Origin of the sequence: Paraburkholderia aspalathi (assembly GCF_905220735.1) — a bacterium.
In the GTDB taxonomy this organism is placed as follows: domain Bacteria; phylum Pseudomonadota; class Gammaproteobacteria; order Burkholderiales; family Burkholderiaceae; genus Paraburkholderia; species Paraburkholderia aspalathi.
This window is the reverse complement of the sequence record NZ_CAJNBA010000002.1, coordinates 154,636-177,570: the sequence shown is the minus strand read 5'-3', so window position 1 is coordinate 177,570 and position 22,935 is coordinate 154,636. Positions and strand designations below refer to the sequence as shown.

19 protein-coding genes and 1 tRNA gene are annotated in these 22,935 nt (G+C 62.5%); 8 read left to right on the top strand and 12 right to left on the bottom strand.

Annotation, left to right across the window (positions count from 1 at the left end; all coding sequences use genetic code 11):
* Positions 1-300: 300 nt before the first annotated feature.
* From KHO30_RS11770 to folD, 3 genes are all read left to right on the top strand, one after another.
* Positions 301-1,617, top strand: coding sequence for a DUF3300 domain-containing protein (locus KHO30_RS11770; protein WP_211701129.1), 1,317 nt, complete (start codon positions 301-303; stop codon positions 1,615-1,617).
* 20 nt (positions 1,618-1,637) lie between these two features.
* The gene (locus tag KHO30_RS11765) at positions 1,638-2,579 is read left to right on the top strand and encodes a DUF2950 domain-containing protein (RefSeq protein WP_093633570.1); all 942 of its coding nucleotides are present in this window, start codon (positions 1,638-1,640) and stop codon (positions 2,577-2,579) included.
* A gap of 243 nt (positions 2,580-2,822) precedes the next feature.
* Entirely contained in the window at positions 2,823-3,683 is an 861-nt protein-coding gene (folD, locus tag KHO30_RS11760) for a bifunctional methylenetetrahydrofolate dehydrogenase/methenyltetrahydrofolate cyclohydrolase FolD (protein ID WP_200617819.1), read from the top strand.
* Positions 3,684-3,756: 73 nt separating this feature from the next.
* Here folD and KHO30_RS11755 read toward each other — a convergent pair whose 3' ends face one another.
* Positions 3,757-4,857 (bottom strand): acyltransferase family protein, encoded by a 1,101-nt coding sequence (locus tag KHO30_RS11755; RefSeq protein WP_093633572.1) that lies wholly within the window; start codon positions 4,855-4,857, stop codon positions 3,757-3,759.
* A gap of 337 nt (positions 4,858-5,194) precedes the next feature.
* On the opposite strand from KHO30_RS11755, the gene KHO30_RS11750 reads away from it, so the two are divergent.
* Positions 5,195-7,303 (top strand): M3 family metallopeptidase, encoded by a 2,109-nt coding sequence (locus KHO30_RS11750; protein ID WP_211701128.1) that lies wholly within the window; start codon positions 5,195-5,197, stop codon positions 7,301-7,303.
* A 121-nt stretch (positions 7,304-7,424) separates the two neighbouring features.
* Here the strand turns inward: KHO30_RS11750 and KHO30_RS11745 are convergent, their stop codons facing one another.
* A complete protein-coding gene (locus KHO30_RS11745) occupies positions 7,425-8,726 on the bottom strand; it encodes an amidohydrolase family protein (RefSeq protein WP_211701127.1) in 1,302 nt (433 codons plus the stop codon).
* A 213-nt stretch (positions 8,727-8,939) separates the two neighbouring features.
* Here KHO30_RS11745 and KHO30_RS11740 point away from each other — a divergent pair, with 213 nt between their 5' ends.
* On the top strand, positions 8,940-9,641 hold the full coding sequence (locus KHO30_RS11740; RefSeq protein WP_200617813.1) for an aspartate/glutamate racemase family protein: 702 nt from the start codon (positions 8,940-8,942) through the stop codon (positions 9,639-9,641).
* A 92-nt stretch (positions 9,642-9,733) separates the two neighbouring features.
* On the opposite strand, the gene KHO30_RS11735 is transcribed toward KHO30_RS11740, so the two are convergent.
* Together KHO30_RS11735 and KHO30_RS11730 are read right to left on the bottom strand one after the other, a co-directional pair.
* Positions 9,734-9,810, bottom strand: a tRNA-Met gene (locus tag KHO30_RS11735).
* A gap of 126 nt (positions 9,811-9,936) precedes the next feature.
* Positions 9,937-10,224 (bottom strand): hypothetical protein, encoded by a 288-nt coding sequence (locus KHO30_RS11730; protein WP_054038000.1) that lies wholly within the window; start codon positions 10,222-10,224, stop codon positions 9,937-9,939.
* Between the two features lie 257 nt (positions 10,225-10,481).
* On the opposite strand from KHO30_RS11730, the gene xth reads away from it, so the two are divergent.
* Positions 10,482-11,258 (top strand): exodeoxyribonuclease III, encoded by a 777-nt coding sequence (gene xth, locus KHO30_RS11725; RefSeq protein WP_211701126.1) that lies wholly within the window; start codon positions 10,482-10,484, stop codon positions 11,256-11,258.
* An 18-nt stretch (positions 11,259-11,276) separates the two neighbouring features.
* Here the strand turns inward: xth and KHO30_RS11720 are convergent, their stop codons facing one another.
* The 3 genes from KHO30_RS11720 to glnL form a co-directional block, all read right to left on the bottom strand.
* Positions 11,277-13,415 carry a prolyl oligopeptidase family serine peptidase gene (locus KHO30_RS11720; protein ID WP_211701125.1) on the bottom strand — a complete coding sequence of 713 codons (2,139 nt, stop codon included), beginning with the start codon at positions 13,413-13,415 and terminating at the stop codon, positions 11,277-11,279.
* A gap of 110 nt (positions 13,416-13,525) precedes the next feature.
* The gene (gene ntrC, locus KHO30_RS11715) at positions 13,526-15,043 is read right to left on the bottom strand and encodes a nitrogen regulation protein NR(I) (RefSeq protein WP_093633578.1); all 1,518 of its coding nucleotides are present in this window, start codon (positions 15,041-15,043) and stop codon (positions 13,526-13,528) included.
* Positions 15,044-15,078: 35 nt separating this feature from the next.
* Entirely contained in the window at positions 15,079-16,221 is a 1,143-nt protein-coding gene (gene glnL / locus KHO30_RS11710; protein WP_093633579.1) for a nitrogen regulation protein NR(II), read from the bottom strand.
* Between the two features lie 22 nt (positions 16,222-16,243).
* Here glnL and KHO30_RS11705 point away from each other — a divergent pair, with 22 nt between their 5' ends.
* Positions 16,244-16,414: a hypothetical protein gene (locus KHO30_RS11705; protein WP_167378325.1), complete on the top strand. Its 171-nt coding sequence runs from the start codon at positions 16,244-16,246 to the stop codon at positions 16,412-16,414.
* Positions 16,415-16,435: 21 nt separating this feature from the next.
* Here the strand turns inward: KHO30_RS11705 and glnA are convergent, their stop codons facing one another.
* Entirely contained in the window at positions 16,436-17,851 is a 1,416-nt protein-coding gene (gene glnA / locus KHO30_RS11700) for a type I glutamate--ammonia ligase (RefSeq protein WP_063496656.1), read from the bottom strand.
* 439 nt (positions 17,852-18,290) lie between these two features.
* On the opposite strand from glnA, the gene KHO30_RS11695 reads away from it, so the two are divergent.
* Positions 18,291-18,755: a rhodanese-like domain-containing protein gene (locus tag KHO30_RS11695; RefSeq protein WP_211701124.1), complete on the top strand. Its 465-nt coding sequence runs from the start codon at positions 18,291-18,293 to the stop codon at positions 18,753-18,755.
* Positions 18,756-18,922: 167 nt separating this feature from the next.
* Here KHO30_RS11695 and KHO30_RS11690 read toward each other — a convergent pair whose 3' ends face one another.
* The 4 genes from KHO30_RS11690 to KHO30_RS11675 all read right to left on the bottom strand — a co-directional run bounded on the left by KHO30_RS11690 (position 18,923) and on the right by KHO30_RS11675 (position 22,826).
* Positions 18,923-19,753 carry a competence/damage-inducible protein A gene (locus tag KHO30_RS11690; RefSeq protein ID WP_093633580.1) on the bottom strand — a complete coding sequence of 277 codons (831 nt, stop codon included), beginning with the start codon at positions 19,751-19,753 and terminating at the stop codon, positions 18,923-18,925.
* A gap of 30 nt (positions 19,754-19,783) precedes the next feature.
* The gene (locus KHO30_RS11685; protein ID WP_054037984.1) at positions 19,784-20,614 is read right to left on the bottom strand and encodes an EI24 domain-containing protein; all 831 of its coding nucleotides are present in this window, start codon (positions 20,612-20,614) and stop codon (positions 19,784-19,786) included.
* A 147-nt stretch (positions 20,615-20,761) separates the two neighbouring features.
* Complete coding sequence (locus KHO30_RS11680; protein WP_200650643.1) at positions 20,762-21,760, bottom strand: sterol desaturase family protein; 999 nt, start codon at positions 21,758-21,760, stop codon at positions 20,762-20,764.
* 46 nt (positions 21,761-21,806) lie between these two features.
* Positions 21,807-22,826, bottom strand: a complete 1,020-nt coding sequence (locus KHO30_RS11675; RefSeq protein ID WP_093633582.1) for a YVTN family beta-propeller repeat protein — start codon at positions 22,824-22,826, stop codon at positions 21,807-21,809.
* Positions 22,827-22,935: the final 109 nt, after the last annotated feature.

The following is a 22,935-nucleotide window of genomic DNA, read 5'->3' as shown; positions in this document are numbered from 1 at the left end:
TTGACAAGCTTCACCGCGCCCCTTAATTTATAAAGAACTCCTTAGCAGGAATCTTTGATGCCCGATGAACGCAGGACACATGTGCTGTCGTTGTCGTATGCGGCGTCGCCATGCGGCGCAAGTCAGTTGAAGCGGTTCGACCGCATTGCTGAGGCATCAGTCATATCGAACGGTTCAAGCAAAGCTGAGCCGACCTTTACTCGCTTTATTCGCTGCCTTCTCCATTCCATCGCGCGAAAGCAACGCAGCATGCGCTGCGCATCGATCTCGCGCGTCTAACGCAGCCGGGAGGATTTCATCGTGAAACGATCCGGAGCACGCCGCTCGTGTGTGTTGCTTGTTTGCGCCGCACTTGCGGGCGCACCATTCTTCGTCGGTCTGACCATGCCGAGCGCGGTCTATGCGCAAAGCGCCGCGAAGCTGTCGAACCAGCAACTCGATTCGCTGACCGCGCCCGTCGCGCTCTATCCCGACGCACTGCTTGCGCAGGTACTGATGGCCGCCACCTTCCCACAAGACGTGCAGGCCGCGGCCGCATGGTCGAAGGCAAACTCGAAATTGCAAGGCGACGACGCCGTCAAAGCGGTCGCGTCGGAGCCCTGGGACCCGAGCGTGCAGTCACTCGTCGCCTTCCCGCAGGTCCTCGCAACGATGGCGTCGAAACCCGATTGGGTCGCGCAACTCGGCACGGCCTTTCTCGGCCAGTCGAATGACGTAATGGACTCCGTGCAACGCCTGCGCAAACAGGCACAAGCGGCAGGCAATCTGAAGACGAGCTCGCAACAAAAGGTCGTGGTCGAGCAAAGCACGATTCAGATCGTGCCGGCCAATCCACAAGTGGTCTACGTGCCTACGTATAACCCGACTGTGGTCTACGGCACATGGCCCTATCCCGCCTATCCGCCCGTGTATGTGCCACCGCCACCCGGCTATGCAATCGCAAGCGGTTTGGCGGCCGGCCTCGCGTTCGGCGCCGGTGTCGCGGTTGCCAATTCGCTGTGGGGTGGCTTCAACTGGAACACGCACGACGTCAACATCAACGTGAACCATTACAACAACATCAATGTGAACAACCGGCTCAACGTGAATAGCAGCACGACGAACTGGAACCGCAACACCAACGTCAATCGCAACATCAACAACGCGAACATCAACCGCAACGTCAATAACAATATCAGCGGCGCACAGCGTGATGCCTATCGCGGACGTGACGACGCCGCGCGTGCCCAGGCGCAGCAGACCTTGCAGAACCGAACCGGCCAGAACCTGAGCGGCAATGCGAGCCAACGCGTGCAAGGGATTCATCAGGGTGGCACGCAGAACGCCGATTTGGAGAACCGCGCGCAGAACGCCAATCGCGATAACGCGTTACGCGGCGCCGGCGACGGCAATGCCGCGCGCCAGGATACGCAGCGTGGCGAGGCGAGCCGCAACGCTGCCGCGAACCGTTCCGGCGGCGGCCTCGGCGCCAATGGCGGCGGTCAGCAACGCACGGGCGGCGGCCTCGGTGCAAACGGCGGCGGCGTCCAGCGCGGCGGTGGCGGCAACTTCGGCGGTGGTGGTGGCAGACTGGGCGGTGGCGGCGGCGGTGAGCGCCATCTCGGCCGCAACCGTTGAACGATCAAGAGGAGTTTCTGATGATTCGCTTATTCCCACGCGGCGCCTTGCGCGCCCACGTTCTGACACTCGCCGTCGCCCTTGGCACGACCGGCACCTTGCTGGTGGCGCCGGTACTTCTGCTTGGCACGACCGCCGCACACGCGCAGGCGGTCTATCCCACGGCCGACGACGCTGCCAATGCGTTCGTCGACGCCCTGGCCCGCAACGACGAAGGTGCACTCAAGCACGTACTCGGCAATGATTTTCATCGCTACATTCCTTCCGAAGGAATCGGCGAGGACGACATCTACCAGTTCCTCGGCGCATGGTCGAAGGGACATCAGATCATCGAGGACCCGGCGAAGAGCAAGGGTCGCGCAACCGCGCATCTGGCCGTCGGCGACAGTGGCTGGACCTTGCCGATTCCGCTCGTGCAGGCTGGCAAGGGTTGGCGTTTCGATCCGCCCGCCGCGCAGGACGAGATGCTGACGCGCCGCATCGGCCGCAACGAACACGCGGCGATCCTGACCTCGCTCGCCTATCTCGACGCGCAGAACGATTATCACAACCTGACCCAGCACTACGCACAGCGCTTCGTCAGTACGCAGGGCCAGCATGACGGCCTGTATTGGGCAACGGCGCCCGGCGAAACGGAAAGCCCGCTCGGACCGCTCGCCGCCACCATGCCCAACGGCACCCTGCCGAAAGAGGCGTACCACGGCTATCACTACCGGATCCTGACGGCGCAAGGTGCGCACGCGAAGGGGGGCGCGCAGAACTACGTCGAGAACGGCGTGCTGACCAAAGGGTTCGGTCTGGTCGCCTCGCCGGCCGAATACGGCAAGACCGGCGTGATGAGCTTTATCGTCAATCAGGACGGTCAGGTCTATCAGAAGAACCTCGGGCCGCAATCCGCGCGTGCCGCGGCCGCCATTAAATCGTTCGACCCGGACGATAGCTGGCAGGCTGTGCAGGAGTAGCGGGACAAGTCGCTCGACGGTTGGAGGTATCGCGGATTCCGGCGCGCCCGCTCGCCCGGAATCCGTACATGGCATGCCATGCCGGGCCGGTATAATGACGGACTTTGCAGCGCTGCTTATCCCTGATTCGCGCCGCGCGCTTTTCATGTGCCGACCCGTTTCCGGTGAAAAGCGCCATCGCACGTGCCGCGCACGCGCGCCTGTGCCCTGCTCCGCTTTCCAAACCGCCCTTCTCGACCGACCATGACAGCCAAACTGATCGACGGCCTAGCCCTTTCCAAGACCCTGCGCGCCGACGTCGCCACGCGCGCCGCAGCCCTCACCGCCCGCGGGCATCAGCCGGGCCTCGCCGTGGTGCTGGTCGGCGACAATCCAGCCAGCGAAGTCTATGTGCGCAACAAGGTCAAGGCGTGCAATGACAACGGCCTCGGTTCGTCGTTCGACCGCTATCCGGCCGATCTGCCGGAAGCCGAGCTGCTGGCGCGCATCGACGAGCTGAATCGCGATCCGCGCATCCACGGCATTCTGGTGCAACTGCCGCTGCCGCCGCATATCGACAGCCACAAGGTGATCGAGGCGATCGCCCCGGAAAAGGACGTCGACGGTTTTCACGTCGCCAATGCCGGTGCGCTGATGACCGGCCGCCCGCTGTTCCGCCCGTGCACGCCCTACGGCGTGATGAAAATGCTGGCGGCCTACGAGATTCCGCTGCAAGGCGCGAACGCGGTGGTGATCGGCCGCTCGAACATCGTCGGCAAGCCGATGGCGCTGCTGCTGCTCGAAGCGGGCGCTACCGTGACGATCTGCCATAGCAAGACGCGCGATCTGGCTGCCCATACCCGCAACGCTGACGTGGTGGTCGCCGCCACGGGCCTGCGCAACATTCTCACGGCGGACATGGTGAAACCGGGTGCGGCCGTGATCGACGTCGGCATGAATCGCGACGAAGCCGGCAAGCTGTGCGGCGACGTCGATTTCGCCGGTGTCAAGGAAGTGGCCGGCTACATCACGCCGGTGCCGGGCGGCGTCGGTCCGATGACCATTACGATGCTGCTGGTCAACACGATTGAAGCCGCCGAGCGAGAAGCGGCGGCAAAGGCGTAAAGCTGAGGGTTCATGCCGGCGGAGTGATTTCGCCGGCATGCAAACTGTCAAACCCCGGCGTCAAACATGACGCTCACCGCGTCACTACCCCAGCGCCAAGCGTCGTTGACCGGCGCGCAAGACGCCCGCGGCACCACCTCAGCACCGGCCTCTCCACGAAGTGCCACGACAGCGCCGCGCACAGCAGGATGAACGGCGCCGCGATCAGCACCGCCGTCACATGGCTCAACTGCGGCGCGATATTCGCGACGCATTGCTGCACCATAAAACCGTACAGATAAATCCCATACGAGTAATCGTGGCGCGGCACGAAGCGCCGCAAGAGCGGCGTCGCGCCCACCCATAGCACGCCGTAAACAAACGCCAGATAGAAAAGCGGTTGAGCGCCGGCCGTGTCGCGGAACACCAGAAACACCATCACCAGCGCGACGGCCGTCAGGCCGTTGATGTCGATCCGTTCGCGCCAGCCATACAGCAGCATCCCCAGCATGAAAAACGGCTCCGGCCAGAATGAATAGCCGCCGGGCGTTTCGCTGAAGTCACGCAGGCCGATCTGCAGATGCGGCAGATGCACGCGCAGAACGAACGCGGCGCACCCGAGCACCGCCGCCAGTGCCGCCCCCCGCGCGCTGGACAACAAGCCCAGCATGCCGGTCGCCATCACGATCAGATAGCAGCGCACTTCGAGCGGCAACGTCCACAGCGGCGCAGCGACGTCGACTGGAAAGCGGTTGTGCTCGAATACACCGGGCACCACCCAGCCGGTTTTCAGCACGATGCTGGAAAAGTTGTCGAGGTTGGCCCACGTCATGCCGGAAGCAAAATAGTCGCGCAGCGGCAGTGTCGTGAACAGCGGCCCGACGATGAACACGGTCACCAGCGAGCCGCCCGCCACCGCCGGCCACAGGCGCGCGATGCGCAACGCGGCGAAACGCGGCACCGAGCGTTGCCGGTCGAAACTGGCGGTCACCAGCATGCCGCTCAGCAGAAAGAACGCATAGACGCCGAGTGCGCCAAAACCGTCGAAACCGAGCGCGTTCCGGACCCAATCCGTCGTGCCGTCGGGCGCCTGTATCAGATATGAATTGCCATACACCACGGCGATGGCGGCAAGGAGCCGCACGAGATCGAAATTGTTGCCGTTGCGCGAAAGGGCGTGCGAAAGCGGGTTCATCGATACCTCTTACAGAAAGCGTCACTAATGGGTGCCGACGCGCCAGAATGTGGCATGGCAGCAATTTGCACCGTTCGCTTTCGCACAGAGCGCCGCGGCACTGCGAGAGCGGTTCTGGCGGCGGCAACCCGCTGGCGCATTGCCTTGCAGCCGCCGGAGCCGCGTGTGGCACCGGCTCCTCCGCGCACAGTCACGCGACATCTGATAATTTGTCTACCGACGGATTGGAATCGGCGCGCCCAGCCCCAATAATGTCTCTATGGAGTGTCATTGGGGCGCCATCGCGCGCCCGTCGATGCACCGATTACCCGTTCACCCGCGTCAGACAGGAAGCCTTATGTCCAATACCCCCTCGAAGCACGACAATCCGCTCCTCGATTTCTCCGACCTGCCGCGCTTTGGCGAAATCCGCCCCGAACACGTCACCCCCGCCCTCGATATCCTGCTCGCCGATGCGGCCGCCGCCGTCGAGCGCGCCGCCCAGCCCATTACGCCCGCTTCGTGGGCCGACGTGGTCGAGCCGGTCGAACGCGCCACCGAACCGCTGTCGCGCGCCTGGGGCGTGGTCGGCCATCTGAACGCCGTGGCGGATACGCCGGAGCTGCGCGCGGTGTACGGCGAGAATCTGCCGCGCGTCACCGAATTCTGGTCGAGCGTCGGCCAGAATCTCGCGCTCTATGAGAAGTACAAGGCGCTCCACGCCAGCAGCGATTTTTCCTCGCTGACCGGCGAGCGCAAGAAAATCCTCGGTAATGCGCTGCGCGATTTCCGCCTGTCGGGCGCGGAGTTGCCGGAAGACCAGAAGCCGCATTTCGCCGAATTGCAGGAAAAGCAGGCGGGCTTGTCGAAAGCATTTTCGGATCACGTGCTCGACGCGACCAACGCGTACGCCTACATCGTCGAAGCCGGCGATGAAGCGCAACTGGCCGGCCTGCCCGAAGACGTGATCGAAGCCGCGAAGGAAGCAGCCGAACGCGAAGGCAAGACCGGCTACAAATTCACGCTGCACTTCCCGTCGTATTTCCCGATCATGCAGTACTCGGAAAATCGCGCGATGCGCGAAACGATATACCGCGCGTATGTGACGCGCGCATCGGAACTCGGCCCGCAATATGGCAATGGCAAGCCGGAATGGGACAACACGGCCGTGCTCGCCGATCAGTTGAAGCTGCGCGCCGAAGAAGCGCACATGCTCGGCTACAACAACTTCGCCGAAGTCTCGCTTGCGCCGAAGATGGCCGAGTCCCCGGCGCAAGTCATGGCCTTCCTCGAAGACCTCGCCACGCGCGCGCGCCCGCATGCTGAACAGGACTGGAAGGAACTGCGCGAATTTGCTGCGAACGAGCTCGGCATGGCCGAGCTGCAGCCGTGGGACATGACGTTTGCCGCTGAACGCCTGCGTCAGAAGCGCTATTCGTTCTCCGAGAACGAAGTCAAACAGTACTTCCCGGAAGACGTCGTATTCAAGGGCCTCTTCAAGGTCACCGAAACGCTGTTCGGCGTGCGCATCCGTCGCGACGAAGCAGCCGTGTGGCACCCGGACGTGCGCTTTTTCCGCGTCGAGAATCAGGACGGCGGCCTCGTCGCCCAGTTCTATCTCGACCTGTATGCACGCGAAGGCAAGCGCGGCGGCGCATGGATGGACGATGCCCGCGGCCGTCACAAGCACACTCAGGGCAGCGTGCAGACGCCGGTGGCGTATCTGACCTGTAACTTCTCGGCGCCGGTCGGCGGCAAACCCGCCTGCTTCACGCATGATGAAGTGATCACGCTGTTCCACGAGTTCGGCCACGGTCTGCATCACATGCTCACGCGTGTCGATGAACTGGGCGTGTCGGGTATCAATGGCGTCGAGTGGGACGCGGTTGAACTGCCGTCGCAATTCATGGAGAACTTCTGCTGGGAGTGGGACGTGCTGAGCGACATGACCTCGCACGTCGACACGGCCAAGCCGTTGCCACGCGATCTGTTCGACAAGATGCTCGCCGCGAAGAATTTCCAGAGCGGTCTCGGCACGCTGCGCCAGATCGTGTTCTCGATGTTCGACATGCAACTGCATACCGGCTTCGATGCGTCCGGCACGAAGAACGCCACCGAGCTCGCGAGCGAGATCAACGAGCGCTTCCACGTGGTGCCGCAAGCTTCGTTCTCGCGTTGGCCGAATACGTTCAGCCATATTTTTGCGGGCGGTTATGCAGCGGGCTACTACAGCTACAAGTGGGCAGAAGTGCTGTCCGCCGATGCGTACGCCGCGTTCGAAGAGGCCGCACAGGCCGCGAGCGGCAGCGTGCTCGATCAGGCAACCGGCATGCGCTATCGCAAGGAGATTCTGGAAGTGGGCGGCAGCCGTCCCGCGATGGAATCGTTCAAGGCGTTCCGCGGCCGCGAGCCGAATATCGACGCCTTGTTGCGGCACAACGGCATGGCGCCTGGCGCGGCGCATTGAACTTGTGGTGAAGCATCGGTCGGCTTTGTAGATAGCGCCGACGTCGATAAAAAAGCCGGTGACCTGCGAGAGCAGGCACCGGCTTTTTTCATGAACGCGCGCCGCGAGCGGTGCGCTGCGGCTAACCGCGATGCAGTTTGAAATCCACCTCGGCAGGACGCCCTTCCAGCGACAACGCCGCGCGCGCAGCAGGCGCACGGCTCACCACCTTGCCGCGGCTCACCACCGCGAGCCGTGCGGCGCGCAAGCGGATCGCTTCGACCGGATCGCGCGCATCGAGCAGCACGAGATTCGCCGCGCAACCCGGCGCGACGCCGTAGTCTTCCAGCCCGAGAATACGCGCGGCATTCACCGTGACCGCGTCGAAACACGCATGCATACCGTCGACGCCCGTCATCTGCGCAACATGCAAACCCATGTGCGCGACTTCGAGCATGTCGCCCGAGCCGAGGCTGTACCACGGATCCATCACGCAGTCGTGGCCGAACGCGACGTTGATGCCCGCCGCCATCATCTCTGGCACGCGTGTCATGCCACGCCGTTTCGGATACGTATCGCTGCGGCCCTGCAGGGTGATGTTGATCAACGGATTGGCGATCGCCGCGACGCCCGACTCGCGCATCAGCGGCAAGAGCTTGCTGACGTAATAGTTGTCCATTGAATGCATCGAGGTCAGATGCGAACCGGTGACGCGCCCATGCAAGCCGAGCCGGTGCGTTTCGGCGGCGAGCGTTTCGATGTGACGCGACATCGGATCGTCCGATTCGTCGCAATGCATGTCGACGCGCAAGCCCTGCTCCGCCGCGAACTCGCACAACATGCGCACGGACTGCGCGCCGTCGGCCATCGTGCGTTCGAAATGCGGAATCCCACCAACCACGTCGACGCCCATTGCAATCGCTCGCTTGAGATTCTCGAATGCGCCTGCGCTGCGCAAGACGCCGTCCTGCGGAAACGCGACCAGTTGCAAGTCGAGATAAGGCGCGACGCGGCGCTTCACTTCGAGCAGTGCTTCGACGGCGAGCAAGCGCGGATCGCATACATCAACGTGGCTGCGAATCGCCAGCAGACCGCGCGCGACAGCCCAATCGCAGTACTGCAGCGCGCGCTCGATCAGCGCCTCCTGCGTGAGGTCCGGCTTCAGTTCGCCCCACAGCGCGATGCCTTCCAGCAAGGTGCCCGACGCATTCACGCGCGGCAGACCGTACGACAGCGTCGCGTCCATGTGGAAATGCGGATCGACGAATGGCGGCGTGACGAGCGAACCGGCGGCGTCGATTTCTTCATGCGCGCTCGCGGCCAGATTCGGTTCGACGGCGACGATGCGGCCCGCTTCGATGCCGATGTCGACCAGCTCTTTGTGCTGCTTGTGCTGTGACGTGGCGCTCGGCGGCAGCGTCGCGCGGCGGATAATCAGATCCATGATTCGCTCCTGTTGACCGCTCTTTGACTGATTGCGATTCTATCGGCGTCAGAAAGTGTGTGCCCGCGTTTTAGCAGGACGCCGTACCGGCAGGCGGAGAGGAATGCGTACCGGCTACGAATGACAACGCCCGCCTATACTCGACTTTCCACACGTTCGATGCCTGGCATTCGATACGCAACCGCCTGCATCATCCACCAACGGAGCAAGACCATGAAAACCATCGGCGTGATCGGCGGAATGAGTTGGGAGTCGTCCACCGAGTACTACAGACTCCTGAACCGCCACGCCAAGGCGCGCCTTGGCGGCCACCACAACGCGCGCAGCCTGATGCTGACGGTCGACTTCGCGCCGATCGAGGCCAACCAGCGCGCCGGCAACTGGACGGCGCTCGGCGATCAGCTGGCCGACGCCGCGCGCCAACTCGAACGCGGCGGCGCCGACCTGGTGATACTGGCGACCAACACCATGCATCGCGTGTACGAATCGATCGAACGGGCGATTGACGTGCCATTCCTGCACATCGCCGATCCGACCGGCAAGGCGCTGCGCGCCGCAGGAATCGCGCGGGTGGGCTTGCTGGGTACACGCTATACGATGGAGCAGACGTTTTACACGGGGCGCTTGCGCGAACGCTACGGCCTCGAGACGCTGATTCCCGAAGAAGCCGAACGCGCGGATGTGCACCGCATCATCTATGACGAACTGTGCCACGGCAACGTGAATGACGCATCGCGCGCGGTCTATCAACGTGTGATCGAAGGACTGGCCGCGCGCGGTGCGCAGGCAGTGATTCTCGGCTGCACGGAAATCACCTTGCTGATCAAGCCGGAAGATTCGGCGTTACCCGTATTCGACACGACCGAATTGCATGCGCAAGCGGCAGTGGACTGGGCGATCGAGTCGGAGGAGTGAATGCAAGTGCACGCGGCGCATGCACGCGTGAAAGCGAACGCCAGAAGTTAAAAAGCCCGCGTAGCTTGCGCTAGCGGGCTTTCAACAATGCTTGGTTGCGGGGGTAGGATTTGAACCTACGACCTTCGGGTTATGAGCCCGACGAGCTGCCAGACTGCTCCACCCCGCGTCAGAGAAAAAGAGTATATAGGGTGGTTCGCGAGACGTCAAACAATCGGACGAAATAATTTCAAATGAGGTGCCTGTTGCGGGTCGCGCTCATGCAGCTGGTGAACGCCGCACATAAGCAGACTACTCAGAGATCCTCGACCGTCGCGCCTTCCACTTTGCCGTCGATGATGTCCGCGCCATACTGGCTCGCGCTGCGTTTCGCGACACCGAAATCGGAGAACGTGGACGCCAGCACCAGACGGAATACGCGGCTTGCCTTCGAGCCGCTGATCGCGCCCGGCCGGCACACGCGTACTGCAACGTCGTAACCTTCGGCATGACGCTTGTGACCGTCGAACTTGTCGAACTGCCGCGAAAACACCAGCGGATGCACTTCGAAGTCCTTATAAAGGGCTGGATATAGTTGGGCCATGATGCGTTCCCGATGCGCGTAAATGTGATCCCACTATACGCCGTGGCATGACGGCATCGGGCTTTTATTTTTGACGGCCGCCGGGGCAATTTTCACCGTCGGTCGTCTCGCGCGATAAGATGCGGGACTATCGGAATCGACCCGATCCTGCCAATCCGGATCCGGGTCGCCAGACGGGTCGTCGCTGAAGCAAAAATAAAGCGGAACGCGGGGCCAGCGCCCCACAAAGCCTTGCCCAGCAAGAATGTGAGAACTTTATGAAAATCGCCACCTGGAACGTCAACTCCCTCAAAGTGCGCCTGCAGCACGTCATCGACTGGCTCGAAACCAGCCACGCAGACGTGCTGTGCCTGCAGGAATTGAAGCTGACCGACGACAAATTCCCTCGCGCCGAACTCGAAGCGAAAGGCTACCGGAGCTGGTTCGCGGGCCAGAAGACGTATAACGGCGTCGGCATCCTGGTGCGCGACGGCCTGAACGTCGACGAAAGCAGCATCGTGCGCAATATCCCCGGCCTCGAAGACCCGCAGCAACGCGTGATCGCCGCGACCATCGAGGGCGTGCGCATCATTTCCGCTTACTTCCCGAACGGCCAGGCGCCGGGCACCGACAAATTCGCCTACAAGCTGAACTGGCTCGCCGCCCTGCACGACTGGGTCGCGAGCGAAATGGCGCTGTATCCGAAACTCGCGCTGCTCGGCGACTACAACATCGCGCCGGAAGATCGCGACGTGCACGATCCGAAAGCGTGGGAAGGCCAGAATCTGGTGTCGCCCGAAGAGCGCGCCGAGTTCGTGCGGCTGGTCGCACTCGGTCTCGTCGATGCGTTCCGTCAGTTCGAGCAGCCGGAGAAGATTTATTCGTGGTGGGACTACCGGATGATGGCATTCCGCCGCAACGCGGGGCTGCGTATCGACCACATTCTGCTGTCGAAAGCGCTCGCCGAGGCGTGCTCGTCCTGCGATGTCGACAAGGTGCCGCGCAAGTGGGAGCAGCCGTCGGACCACGCGCCGGTCGTCGCCCAGATCGGCTGAACGCACGGCGAGCGGGGCCTACGTCGCCCCGCTCAAACAGCGCCACAAGAATTCGAACACCATCGCATCGTGCTCGGCCTGTTCCAGCTCATCGGAGCCGCCGTGGCCCCCTTCCGTGTTCTCGCGATACCAGACCTTTTCTGCGCCCAGCGCCTGCATGCGCGCGGCCATCTTGCGGGCGTGTCCGGGGTGCACGCGGTCGTCCGCAGTCGATGTGGTGAACAGCACCGGCGGATACGCGACGTCCGCACTCACGCGATGATAGGGCGAGTAAGCGGCCAGCACGCGTGCCTCGTCTGGCTCGTCCGGATCGCCGTATTCATCGATCCATGATGCGCCTGCGTGCAACAGGTGATAGCGGCTCATGTCAAGCAGCGGCACTTCGCACACCACGGCGCCGAACAACTCGGGACGCTGCACCATGCACGCCGCGACCAGCAGGCCGCCATTGCTGCCGCCCTGAATGCCGAGTTGCGCGGCGCTGGTCACGCCTGTGCTGATGAGCGCCTCCGCCACCGCGATGAAATCGTCGAACGAGCGCTGCCGATGCTCGCCCTGCGCCGCCGCATGCCACTGCGTGCCGAACTCGCCGCCACCGCGTATATGCGCCACCACGTAGACGCCGCCGCGCTCCAACCAACCGATCCCCGGCCCGGTCAGATAACCCGGCAGTAACGGAATCGCGAAGCCGCCGTAACCGTTGAGCAGGCATGGGCGCGTTTGATCGTACGCCTGCGCCATCTGCCCCTGCACAGCGTGTTGCGCGACCCGCGGTCCGATGACGGTATACGGCACCCGCGTACCGTCCGCGGACACCGCGTGCCCATGCGTCACCGCGAACGGCGTCGCATCGAACTGGGTCGGCCAGCGGTCGAGCAACGTCCACTCGCTCAGGTCGTTCTGGGCAAGATCGGTGAGCCAGTACGCGGGCGGCTGCAGATAGTCGTCGGTATCGACGAACACTTCGTCGCTCAACGTCGGCTCGATCGGTGAGACGTCGGCCTGCACATCGTCACGTGAGGGAAAGAGACGCTGATGCCAGTGCCAGACTTGATCGGCCGCTTGCGACGGGATCCACAGCGAGGTCCTGCTCTGCACATCTTCCAGGTACGACACGATCAGGTAGTTGCGCGTGTGCGTCCACTCGCAGGCGGAGGTTTGCGATGTCGGTGTGAAGAGCGGCACCACGTCACGCTCGCCACGCAGGAACGCGGCTTCGCGGATCGCCAGCAACGCGCCGCCCGGGTAGCGCACGCCATTGCAGTCCCAATCGAGGCGCGGCTCAAGCAGCAGCCAGCCTTGCCAGCCGCCGACCGCGACGTGCGACGGCACGTCGTACTTGTGCCATGCATCGGCACCGTCCGCAGCGCCATTGTTGCTATCGATATCGATGTAGTACGTCTGCGAATCGAAGAAATCGACGCTGCTCACCACCGTGTGGCGCCGCTCGATCGGATCGTAATGGGCCTCCACGCCGATGTCGCCAAACGCCCCCTTGAAGACCACCGGCGCGTCGGCCAGTGCACTCCCCCGAGTCCAGCGCCGTACTTCGCGCGGATAGCCAGAGCGCGTCAGCGTCTTGCGGCCGTTGTCCCAGCCGACGTAGAGCGTGTCCCGATCGATCCACGAAGCCGTGTGCTTGCCGGCCTTTGCAATCACGAAGCCGTCGTCCACAAACCGTCGCGCGTCGATGTCGAACTCGCGTACAACCAGCGCGTCCGACCCGCCCGGCGACAGCGTGACCAGCGCGCGATCGCCGTCCGGATAAAAAATGTCGAGTTCGGCACAGACCCATGGCGTGCCTTCGGCCGCACCGAGCGCATCGAAGTCGAGCAGGTTCTGCCAGACAGGTGCGCCGCTGCGCCAGGCCGCCCACGTCGTGCGCCGCCAGATGCCTTTGGGATTGCGTTCGTCCTGCCACAAATCGTAGGCCCAGTCCTTCCAGCGATCGGGGATGACCGGCCGCTCGCGCGGCAGATAAGCGTCGGCAAGCCGCTGTTTGAGCGATTCGAATTCCGCGCTGCTGCACCACGCGGCGCGCGTGCGGGCGTTCTGCGCTTCGACCCATGCGAGTGCGTCAGGGTCGTCGAGCGCTTCGAGCGACAGAAAGGAATCGGGAGAAAGCGGCCAGGAGAAAAAAGCGGCAGAAGCGGGCATCGTCAGCTGTTGAATGAAAACAGCGTTGATTATGCCTTGTGGGAGCCGGCGAGCCTTTGACGCTGCGCTCCGGAGCGGCTGACAAGCCGCTCCGGTTAAACACACAAACCTCAGGGCTCGAGATTGAGCTCCTGAATCTTGCGCGTAATCGTGTTGCGGCCAATGCCGAGCCGCTCCGCCGCTTCAACCTTGCGGCCACGCGTGAAATCCAGCGCCTCGCGAATCACCGCCGCTTCGAAACGGCGCGCGAGTTCGTCCATCACGTCGGCCGCATTCTCGCGCAACATCCGCGCGACTTCGGTGCGCAAGCCGCCTTCCCAGGCGGCGACGGCGGTCGCGACGGGCATGCCGGCAGCACTGGCCGGATGCGCGGCTGCGCTGATGCCGTTGATCGGCGCGCCGCCGGCGAGCCCTACTTCACCGGTGCCGATCACGCCGGTGCCACCGCCCGTGAGATCGGCCACGCCAACTTGCGCGGGGCCCAGATCGGGCGGCAGGTCTTTGATCTCGATGGTCTGCGCCGGCGCCATCACCGTGAGCCAGTTGGCGAGATTCTCCAGTTGACGCACGTTGCCCGGAAACGGCAGCGATGCCAGATAAGCGAGCGCCTCTTCCGACACGCGCTTAGGCTCCACGCCCAGATCGCGCGCACTCTTTTGCAGGAAGTGGCGCGTAAGCAGCGGAATGTCTTCGCTACGCTCGCGCAAGGCCGGCAAACGCAAACGGATCACATTGAGCCGGTGATACAAGTCCTCGCGGAACAGGCCCTGACGCACGCGCGATTCGAGGTTCTGGTGCGTCGCCGCGATCACGCGCACATTGGCGCGCAACGGATTGTGGCCGCCGACGCGATAGAACTGCCCATCCGACAGCACACGCAACAGGCGCGTCTGCAGATCGAACGGCATGTCACCGATTTCATCGAGAAACAGCGTACCGTTCTCAGCCTGCTCGAAGCGCCCCTGGCGCATAGCCTGCGCGCCGGTAAACGCACCGCGCTCGTGACCGAACAGTTCGGATTCCAACAGATCCTTCGGAATCGCCGCCGTATTCAACGCGATGAAGGGACCATTCGCGCGTGGGCTATGTCGGTGCAACGCGCGCGCAACGAGTTCCTTCCCGGTGCCTGATTCGCCGGTAATGAGCACGGTGGCCGCGGAATGCGACAGCCGGCCGATCGCACGAAACATGTCCTGCATCGCCGGCGCCTGGCCGAGCATTTCCGGTGCATCGGCGACGCGGTCGTCCCACGTCTGTTCGCCGCGCATGCTTTCGTCGACCGCGCGACGGATCAACTCGACCGCCTTGTCGACGTCGAACGGTTTGGCGAGGTATTCGAACGCACCGCCCTGGAATGCGGCGACCGCGCTGTCCAGGTCCGAGAACGCCGTCATGATGATGACGGGCAGGCCCGGCACCTTGTCACGGACGGTCTGCAGCAATTCGAGGCCGGAGCCGCCAGGCATCCTGATGTCGGACACCAGCACCTGAGGGCTGTCGTGATCGAGCGCGGCCGATGCCTCGCGCACGTTCGCGAAGCTGCGAGTCGCGAAGTTTTCGCGGGCGAGCGCTTTTTCGAGCACCCAGCGAATCGATTGATCGTCGTCTACTATCCAGATCGGCTTCATATAGGTCGTTCAGAAGTCTTGAGAGGCTTGTGGTGTTAGCAGTCGAGCGGCAGCAGAATCTGAAACTCGGTGTGGCCCGGCCGGCTTTCCACTTCGATCAGCCCGTCGTGCTGTTGCACGAAAGTCTGCGCGAGCGTCAGGCCGAGACCGCTGCCGTCCTCGCGCCCCGACACGAGCGGATAGAAAATGCGGTCACGGATTTCTTCGGGAATGCCTGGCCCGTTGTCAGTGATATGCAAGTCCAGTGCCAGCTTACATAAACGTTTCGACACGGTGATCTTGCGCGCAATGCGAGTGCGCAATTCGATGCGCGCATCGCCTTGCGAGATGCGTTCGCGCAATGCTTCGGCAGCGTTGCGCACGATGTTCAGCAACGCCTGGATCAGTTGCTCCTTGTCGCCGCGCAGGTCCGGCACGCTCACGTCGTAGTCGCGCTCGATCGTGAGACCGCGCGGAAACTCCGCGAGAATCACCTGACGCACGCGCTCGCACACTTCATGAATATTCACGTCACCGACGATATGCGGATGACGGTGTGGCTCCAGCAGGCGATCGACCAGCGTTTGCAGCCGGTCCGATTCCTTGATGATGACTTGCGTGTACTCGCGCAACTCGTCGCGCTGACGCTCGCCGAGTTCGAATTCGAGCAGTTGCGCCGCGCCGCGAATCCCGCCGAGCGGATTCTTGATCTCGTGCGCGAGGTTGCGGATCAGTTGTTTGTTGACCGCCGTGAGGTCGTTGATGCGCTCCTCGCGGTCGGTGCGAATATGCCGCTCGTTCTCGAACAGTTCGAGCAGCACATAGTCTTGCGCGCTTTCCAGGTGACCGACGACCGCATGCACATGCAGCGGCTCGTGGCCCGGACGCTCGAGTACGGCGTCCAGATGCGTCGCGTGAAAACGGTGGGCGGCGATCGCCGAAATCGTGGCGAGCAGTTCGTCCGCGTTCGAGAAGATGTCCGGCCACGCCATCTGCGTCAATTGCTTGCGCGAGAGCTCCAGCATCGACTCCGCCGACGGGTTCGCAAACACCACGCGCAACGTGCGCTTCTCGAGCACCAACGCGACTGTCGGCAATGCCTCGAAGCCCGGCAGCAAACCGGAACCCACGAGCTGAGCGTCGTCCGACAGCGTCTGCTCGTGCCCTTTCCTTGCCTTCATCAGATTCTTCAGAACCATCTTGCAGTCTGGCCGATAGGAGATGGTGATCAATCAGGTGTACCGCTTATTGTCCTGCCTGATGCGCTACTTCTTTGCCCCTGTACGTCACGAACGCCGCGAATGGACTCATTCGCGCCTAACAAAAAAGGGACGGCGCCGCCGTCCCTTCGTGACCGATCGCGAGCGTCGGGCAAAGCGCTTCGCCGTTTGAAGGGCGAAGCGCCATTGCCGCTTACAGCGAGTAGTACATTTCGAATTCGATCGGGTGCACCGACTGACGATAGCGTTGCAGCTCGCCCGTCTTCAGTTCGATGTACGCGTCGAGCATCGAGTCCGTGAACACGCCACCGCGCGTCAGGAATTCGCGGTCCGCGTCGAGTGCGTCCAGCGCCTGATCGAGGCCGGCACACACGGTCGGGATCTTTGCATCCTCTTCCGGCGGCAGGTCGTACAGGTTCTTGTCGGCAGCTTCGCCCGGGTGAATCTTGTTCTGCACGCCGTCCAGACCCGCCATCATCAGCGCGGAGAAGCACAGGTACGGATTCGCCATCGGATCCGGGAAACGCGTTTCGATACGGCGGCCCTTCGGGTTCGACACGTGCGGAATGCGGATCGATGCCGAACGGTTGCGCGCCGAGTAAGCCAGCTTCACCGGTGCTTCGAAGTGCGGCACGAGGCGCTTGTACGAGTTCGTCGACGGGTTCGTGATCGCGTTCAGCGCGCGAGCATGCTTGATGATGCCGCCGATGTAGAACAGCGCGAATTCCGACAGACCTGCGTAACCGTTGCCTGCGAACAGGTTCGTGCCGTCTTTCCAGATCGACTGGTGAACGTGCATGCCCGAACCGTTATCGCCGACCACCGGCTTCGGCATGAACGTTGCCGTCTTGCCGTACGTGTGCGCGACGTTCTGGATGATGTACTTCATTTGCTGCAGCCAGTCGGCGCGTTGCACCAGCGTCGAGAACTTCGTGCCGATTTCGTTCTGGCCCTGGCCCGCGACTTCGTGGTGATGCACTTCGACCGGGATGCCGATCTGTTCGAGCAACAGACACATTTCCGAACGGATGTCCTGGAACGTGTCGACCGGTGCGACCGGGAAGTAGCCGCCCTTCGTGCCCGGACGGTGGCCGGTGTTGCCGCCTTCGAAGTCCATCGCCGACGACCACGGTGCTTCTTCCGAACCGATCTTGACGAACGTGCCCGACTGGTCCGTACCCCACTTGACCGAGTCGAAAATGAAGAATTCAGGTTCCGGACCGAAGAAGGCCGTGTCGCCGAGGCCCGTGCTCTTCAGGTACGCTTCAGCGCGCTTTGCGAGCGAACGCGGGTCGCGTTCATAGCCCTTGCCGTCAGCCGGTTCGACGACGTCGCAGGTCAGGACGAGGGTCGACTCTTCATAGAACGGGTCGATGAAGGCAGTGTTCGCGTCCGGGACCAGCAGCATGTCCGATGCTTCGATGCCCTTCCAGCCGGCAATCGACGAACCGTCAAACGCATGGCCGCTTTCGAACTTGTCTTCATCGAATGCCGACACCGGCACCGAAACGTGTTGCTCTTTGCCGCGCGTGTCGGTGAAACGGAAGTCGACAAACTTGACGTCCTCGTCTTTGACGAGTTGAACGACGTCGGCCACGGATTTACTCATAACCTATCTCCTGATTAACGAATTCGGCGGATTCAGCCGCCGCCCAATCTAGCTGACCCGTCCCGGCGCGTCCACCCCTCTATCGTTGAGGATGAACATAAAAGCCTGCTGGAACAAATCGATCGGCACCAATAAAGCAGCTTCTGTGCCATGTGTGCGCCAACCCGGCGCAGAACCACACTGCGCGCGCGTTTGCGGGGAATGGGCGCACCGAACCGCATGCGGCCCCGAAATCTTCACGTTGCGCATCGCACCGAGTTAGTGCATTCACAAAATCGACAACGGGTGACATCTCTATTCTGGTGCATTTTTCGGAATATGCACCATTACAGAGCGCACATCTCCTTGCTTCGTGCGGACTGGACGCCCGCGCTGAACCGCATGCGCGTCGCACGCGGCGCGCTAGAATGTTCATTTGGTCCGACGGAGATTTGCGCTCATGAGCACGCTCGAACAGTTGTACGCCCAGGCGGACAAGCGCCGCACCGAGAACCAGTTGCCCTACGCGGGCGCGGTATCGCCCGCCGAGGCGTTCGAACTGCTGCAACTCGACTCGCGCACGCGTCTCGTCGACGTGCGCACCCGTGCCGAACTCGATTGGGTTGGCCGGCCGGTTATCGGCGACGGACAATACGCCCACGTGGAATGGACGCGCTACCCAGGCGCCGTGCCGAACCAGGAATTCCTTCAGCAACTGAGTCATCTCGCTTCGCCCGACACGCCGATGCTGTTCTTGTGCCGCAGCGCCGCGCGCTCGAAGCTCGCCGCGATTGCCGCTACCCAAGCCGGCTTTACCAAGGCGTACGACCTGCTGGAAGGCTTCGAAGGCGACAAGGACGGCCAGGGGCATCGGAAGACAGTGTCGGGCTGGTGCTTTCGCGGGTTGCCGTGGATCGGCGCCTGATTATTGATCCGCAGGGGCCTTCGGGAGATGGGGCGGGACAATTAGACGCATCGTCGGCGCTGCATGTGACAGGCCGATGATGCGTTGAGTGTTATGTCAGGTACGGACGCAAGCGCGCCCGAAGGAAGGATGGTGTGCGTGGCGATTAACCGCTGCACGACCAGCGCTCAAGCGCGTGGTTTAGCCCCAGCCGCTTCCGGCTCGACGATATCGCCGCCCAGCAGGTGCACACCTTCACGCAGCTTCACAAACGCCGCTGCCACCGCTTCCGGTTCGCCCTTCACACCGAGATCGATGTGATGCCGCGCATACACGCCGCCACGCTCCGCATCGCCCACGCTCGGCAGGCTGAACACCCGCACACCCGGAAAATCGTGTTCGATTTTTTCCATCAACGGCGTGAGGCGTGACTCCGGCAGCTCGAACACCAGCAATGACTTTTCCGCGTGCGGCATCGCATGATGCAGATGCGCGTATTGCGTATCCAGCACCCACTCGATCATCGGCCACGCCATCACCGGAAAGCCCGGCACGAAGTAATGCTGCTTGATCGAGAAGCCAGGAATCTTGTTGTAGCCGTTGGGAATGATCGACGCGCCCTGCGGATACGTGCCCATATTCAGACGATGCCGGTTCTCGGCCGAATTCAGATCGAGCGGCGCTGCGGCGTTCGCCGGATACATATCGCGGATACGCTCCTGAATCAGCTTCGCGGCCTCCGGATGCAGTTCGAGCGGCACGCCGAGCGCGGCTGCCGCGCACTGACGGGTGTGGTCGTCCGGGGTGGCGCCGATGCCGCCCGTGGAAAACACGATGTCGCCCGACGCGAACGTGCGTCGCAACGTCGCCGTGATGCGCTCCGGCTCGTCGCCGATATATTCAGCCCAGCCGAGCGACAACCCGCGCGCGCCCAGCAATTCGATGACCTTCGGCAGATGCTTGTCGATACGTCTGCCCGACAGGATTTCGTCGCCGATGATGATGACGCCAAATGCCATTGCCGCCTCTTTCGCTTTGTCAGTAATTCATCAGTAGGGAACCGGCGCCGCGTGCCGCGGGCCGTGCTCTTCCGCACGCATGCGTTGCAGCGCGCGCAGACAGTAGTAGCCGAACCACAGCGCCGAAAACACGAGGATGAACGCGTAGATCCAGATCGTCACCGCGGTGATCACTGGGAACAGCACGATCAGCCATACCGACGATGCCCACAGCAGCGTCGGCAGTGAACCCAGCAGTCCGCTCGCGATGCCGATCAACAGCAGCGGCAAACGGAAGCGTCTCACCAGCGCGCGCCGCTCGTCACGCGTGGCATGCAGCGCGAGCGCGTCGTAGCTCATCACGCGATACGTCAGCCAGCCCCACAGGAGCGGCGGAATCAGCGCAAAAAACGGCGGCACCAGCCAGAGCGGCAACGTGACGATCAGCAGCACCAGACAAACCAGCGTGGTCCACAATGCCTGGCCCAAGCTACCGTACCACGTTCCGCCGCGACGCATTTCAAGGCCGGGGAATTGCCGCGCCGACAGAAAGCGGATCACGGCCGGCATCGACAGCGTGGCAATCAATAGCAACACCGTGACGACGATCAGCGGAATCGCCATCGCAATCACGATAAACGGCGCGATTGCCGTGTGCAGCGCCGAAAAGCCGAGCCAGTCGAACAGATGATAGAGCGTGACGGTGAACGACCAGCTTTCGAGCCACGTGCGGGTGGCGCCGATCAGCGTCTGCCAGGAAAACCACAGGATCACGCCCCACCCGACCGTTGCCGCCAGAAACGGCAGGAAGGTCAACCAGAGCATGCGCGGGTGGAGCGCGCTTGCGAGCGCACGTCCGAACGAGCGCAACAGATCATTCATGCGAGCCAGTGCCGGTGAACGAAACGATGGAATAAGGAGAATGCCGCAACGCACCGGCCACGAGGCCAAGGCTGCGCGCACAAACGTGAACAGGATAAACCACGTGACGCGCCGCCGGGAAAACCGACGGCGCAAGAGGAAGAATGCTCAAACCGGGGCGGCGTCGCTGCCTTCGGTGCGACGCTTCGGCGCAAGCCGCCCGGCGATGCGCACGAAGGCAAGCCAGTGCTGCGCCCAGAAACCGTCGCCGTAGCGCCGGCCTTCGAGTTGGTCACGGATGCCGGTGGGCTCCATTTCGCGGCTCCACGACACGCTGCGGAACAGCATGTCCCACCAGGGGAACAGCACGCCGAAGTTGCAACCGTACTTCAGCCCTTCGTGGCCATAGCCGATTGCATGATGCCGGCGATGGAAGGTCGGGCTGACCAACAGGCGCTCGCCGAGCCAGCCGAAGTACAGACTAATGTTCGCGTGCTGCACGCTCTGCGCGAGGTTCGTGATTGCCACCAGCACGACGAATTGCGACGGTGGCACGCCGATCACCAACGCGATCGCTGCAAAAAACGAAGCCTGCAACAAACTGTCGAGCAAATGGTTACGGTCATCGGACCACAGCGACATTTGCTGCTGGCTGTGATGTACGGCGTGCAATTCCCACCACACACCGATCCGATGTTCCCAGCGGTGATACCAGTAGCCCGCGAAATCGAGTACGAGCAGGTACATCACGAATGTGACAAGCGGCTGCGTGGTGACGCCCGGCCACAGATTGTCGAATTCGATATTCGCGATGTTGTGCAGCCGCAGCCAGGCCTGCACGTTGTCGAATAATGGCTGCAGCGCGAAAAAGAAGAACAGGTTCAGGATGCCGAGCTTGGCGATCCACGTGTAAATCACGTCGACACGCACGGCCTTGCGGTTTTCCCACCGCTCCACCGGGCGGAGCATTTCGAGCGGGCGCAGGATCGCGTACATCGCCAGCACCTCGAAAACGCCGACGATCACCCAATACAGGCTGTCGTAAGTATCTTCGTCATAGTCCATCAGATTGAAGTGGAACAGCAACGGCTGCACCACGTCGACGTACAGCAGCGTCTGCACGGCTGAGACGAAGCTGTCGAGAGAAGAAAAAATCAGATGGAACATGGTGCTGGCCTGTTACTTCATTCCTCGCGGTCTGCCTGTTACAGCGTCACGCGCCGTTCGGCGCCGTAATCGGCGCGCGATTGAAGAAATAGATACCGTGCGGCGAACGGCCGACGGCTATCGTCTGGATCAGCTTACGCGTGTTCAGGTCGATGATGCCGACATGTTTCGCAAAGCGGAAGGTCACCCACAGATAGCGTTTGTCCGCGGAAAGTTCCATGTCGTCCGGCCCCGGCATCAAACCGGTGATATCGCCGACATTGGTGAGCGTGTCTTCGTCGATGATGCTGATCGTGCTCGCGACGCGGTTCGATACCGCCACATGCTTGCCGTCGACCAGCGAGCGGAAGTTGTGCGCGCCCTTGCCGGTCTGGATCGTCTTGACGATTTTCTGGTTGCGCCAGTCGACCACCGCGACGTAATCCGCCCCGGTCATGCCGATCAGCAGATATTTCTCGCCCGGGGTCATCCACAGGCCGGCCGGCACCTTGCCGACCTTCATCTTCCACTTGACGGTTTGCGTGGCCAGATCGATAGCGGCCAGTTCGCCCGAAACCTGCAGCGTGACGAACACCGTCTTGCTGTCATTGGTGAAGGCCATGTGGCTCGGCATCACCGCGAGCGGCAGACGCGAGGCCAGCGTCATCTGGTTCTTCTGGCTGTCGTAATGATAGATGTCGAGGCGGTCCAGACGCAGCCCGGTGGTGACGAGCCATTTGCGGTCGGGCGAAAAGCCGATCTGGTACGGATCCTCGATGTTCTCGACCCAGCGCTGGACCTGGCCCGACTTCGGGTCGACGAACATCAGGTTGTTCGACACCGAGTTGGCGACGATCAGCGACGAGTTGTCCGGCGTGGCCATCAGGTGGTGCGGTTCCTTGCCCGTCGGCACCGTGCCGATGACCTGGCGGGTGGTCTCGTCGATCAGGCTCAGCGTGGCTTCGCCGGAATTGAGCACGATCACGTTGTTGGCGAGAGCCGCCGGAGAAAAAAAGCCTGCGGCGGCGACCAGCGCTGCGCCTGCGGCGAACGTGGCAGTCACGCCGGGAAGAAAAAATTTACGCATGAAAACTCACTTCGGAGAACAACCGTCATTGTAGAACGTTTGCTGTGACCAGCGGTTGACGTGGATGCGGGTGCGACGCGTGGAAAGACGAAGGGACGCGGCGCATCCG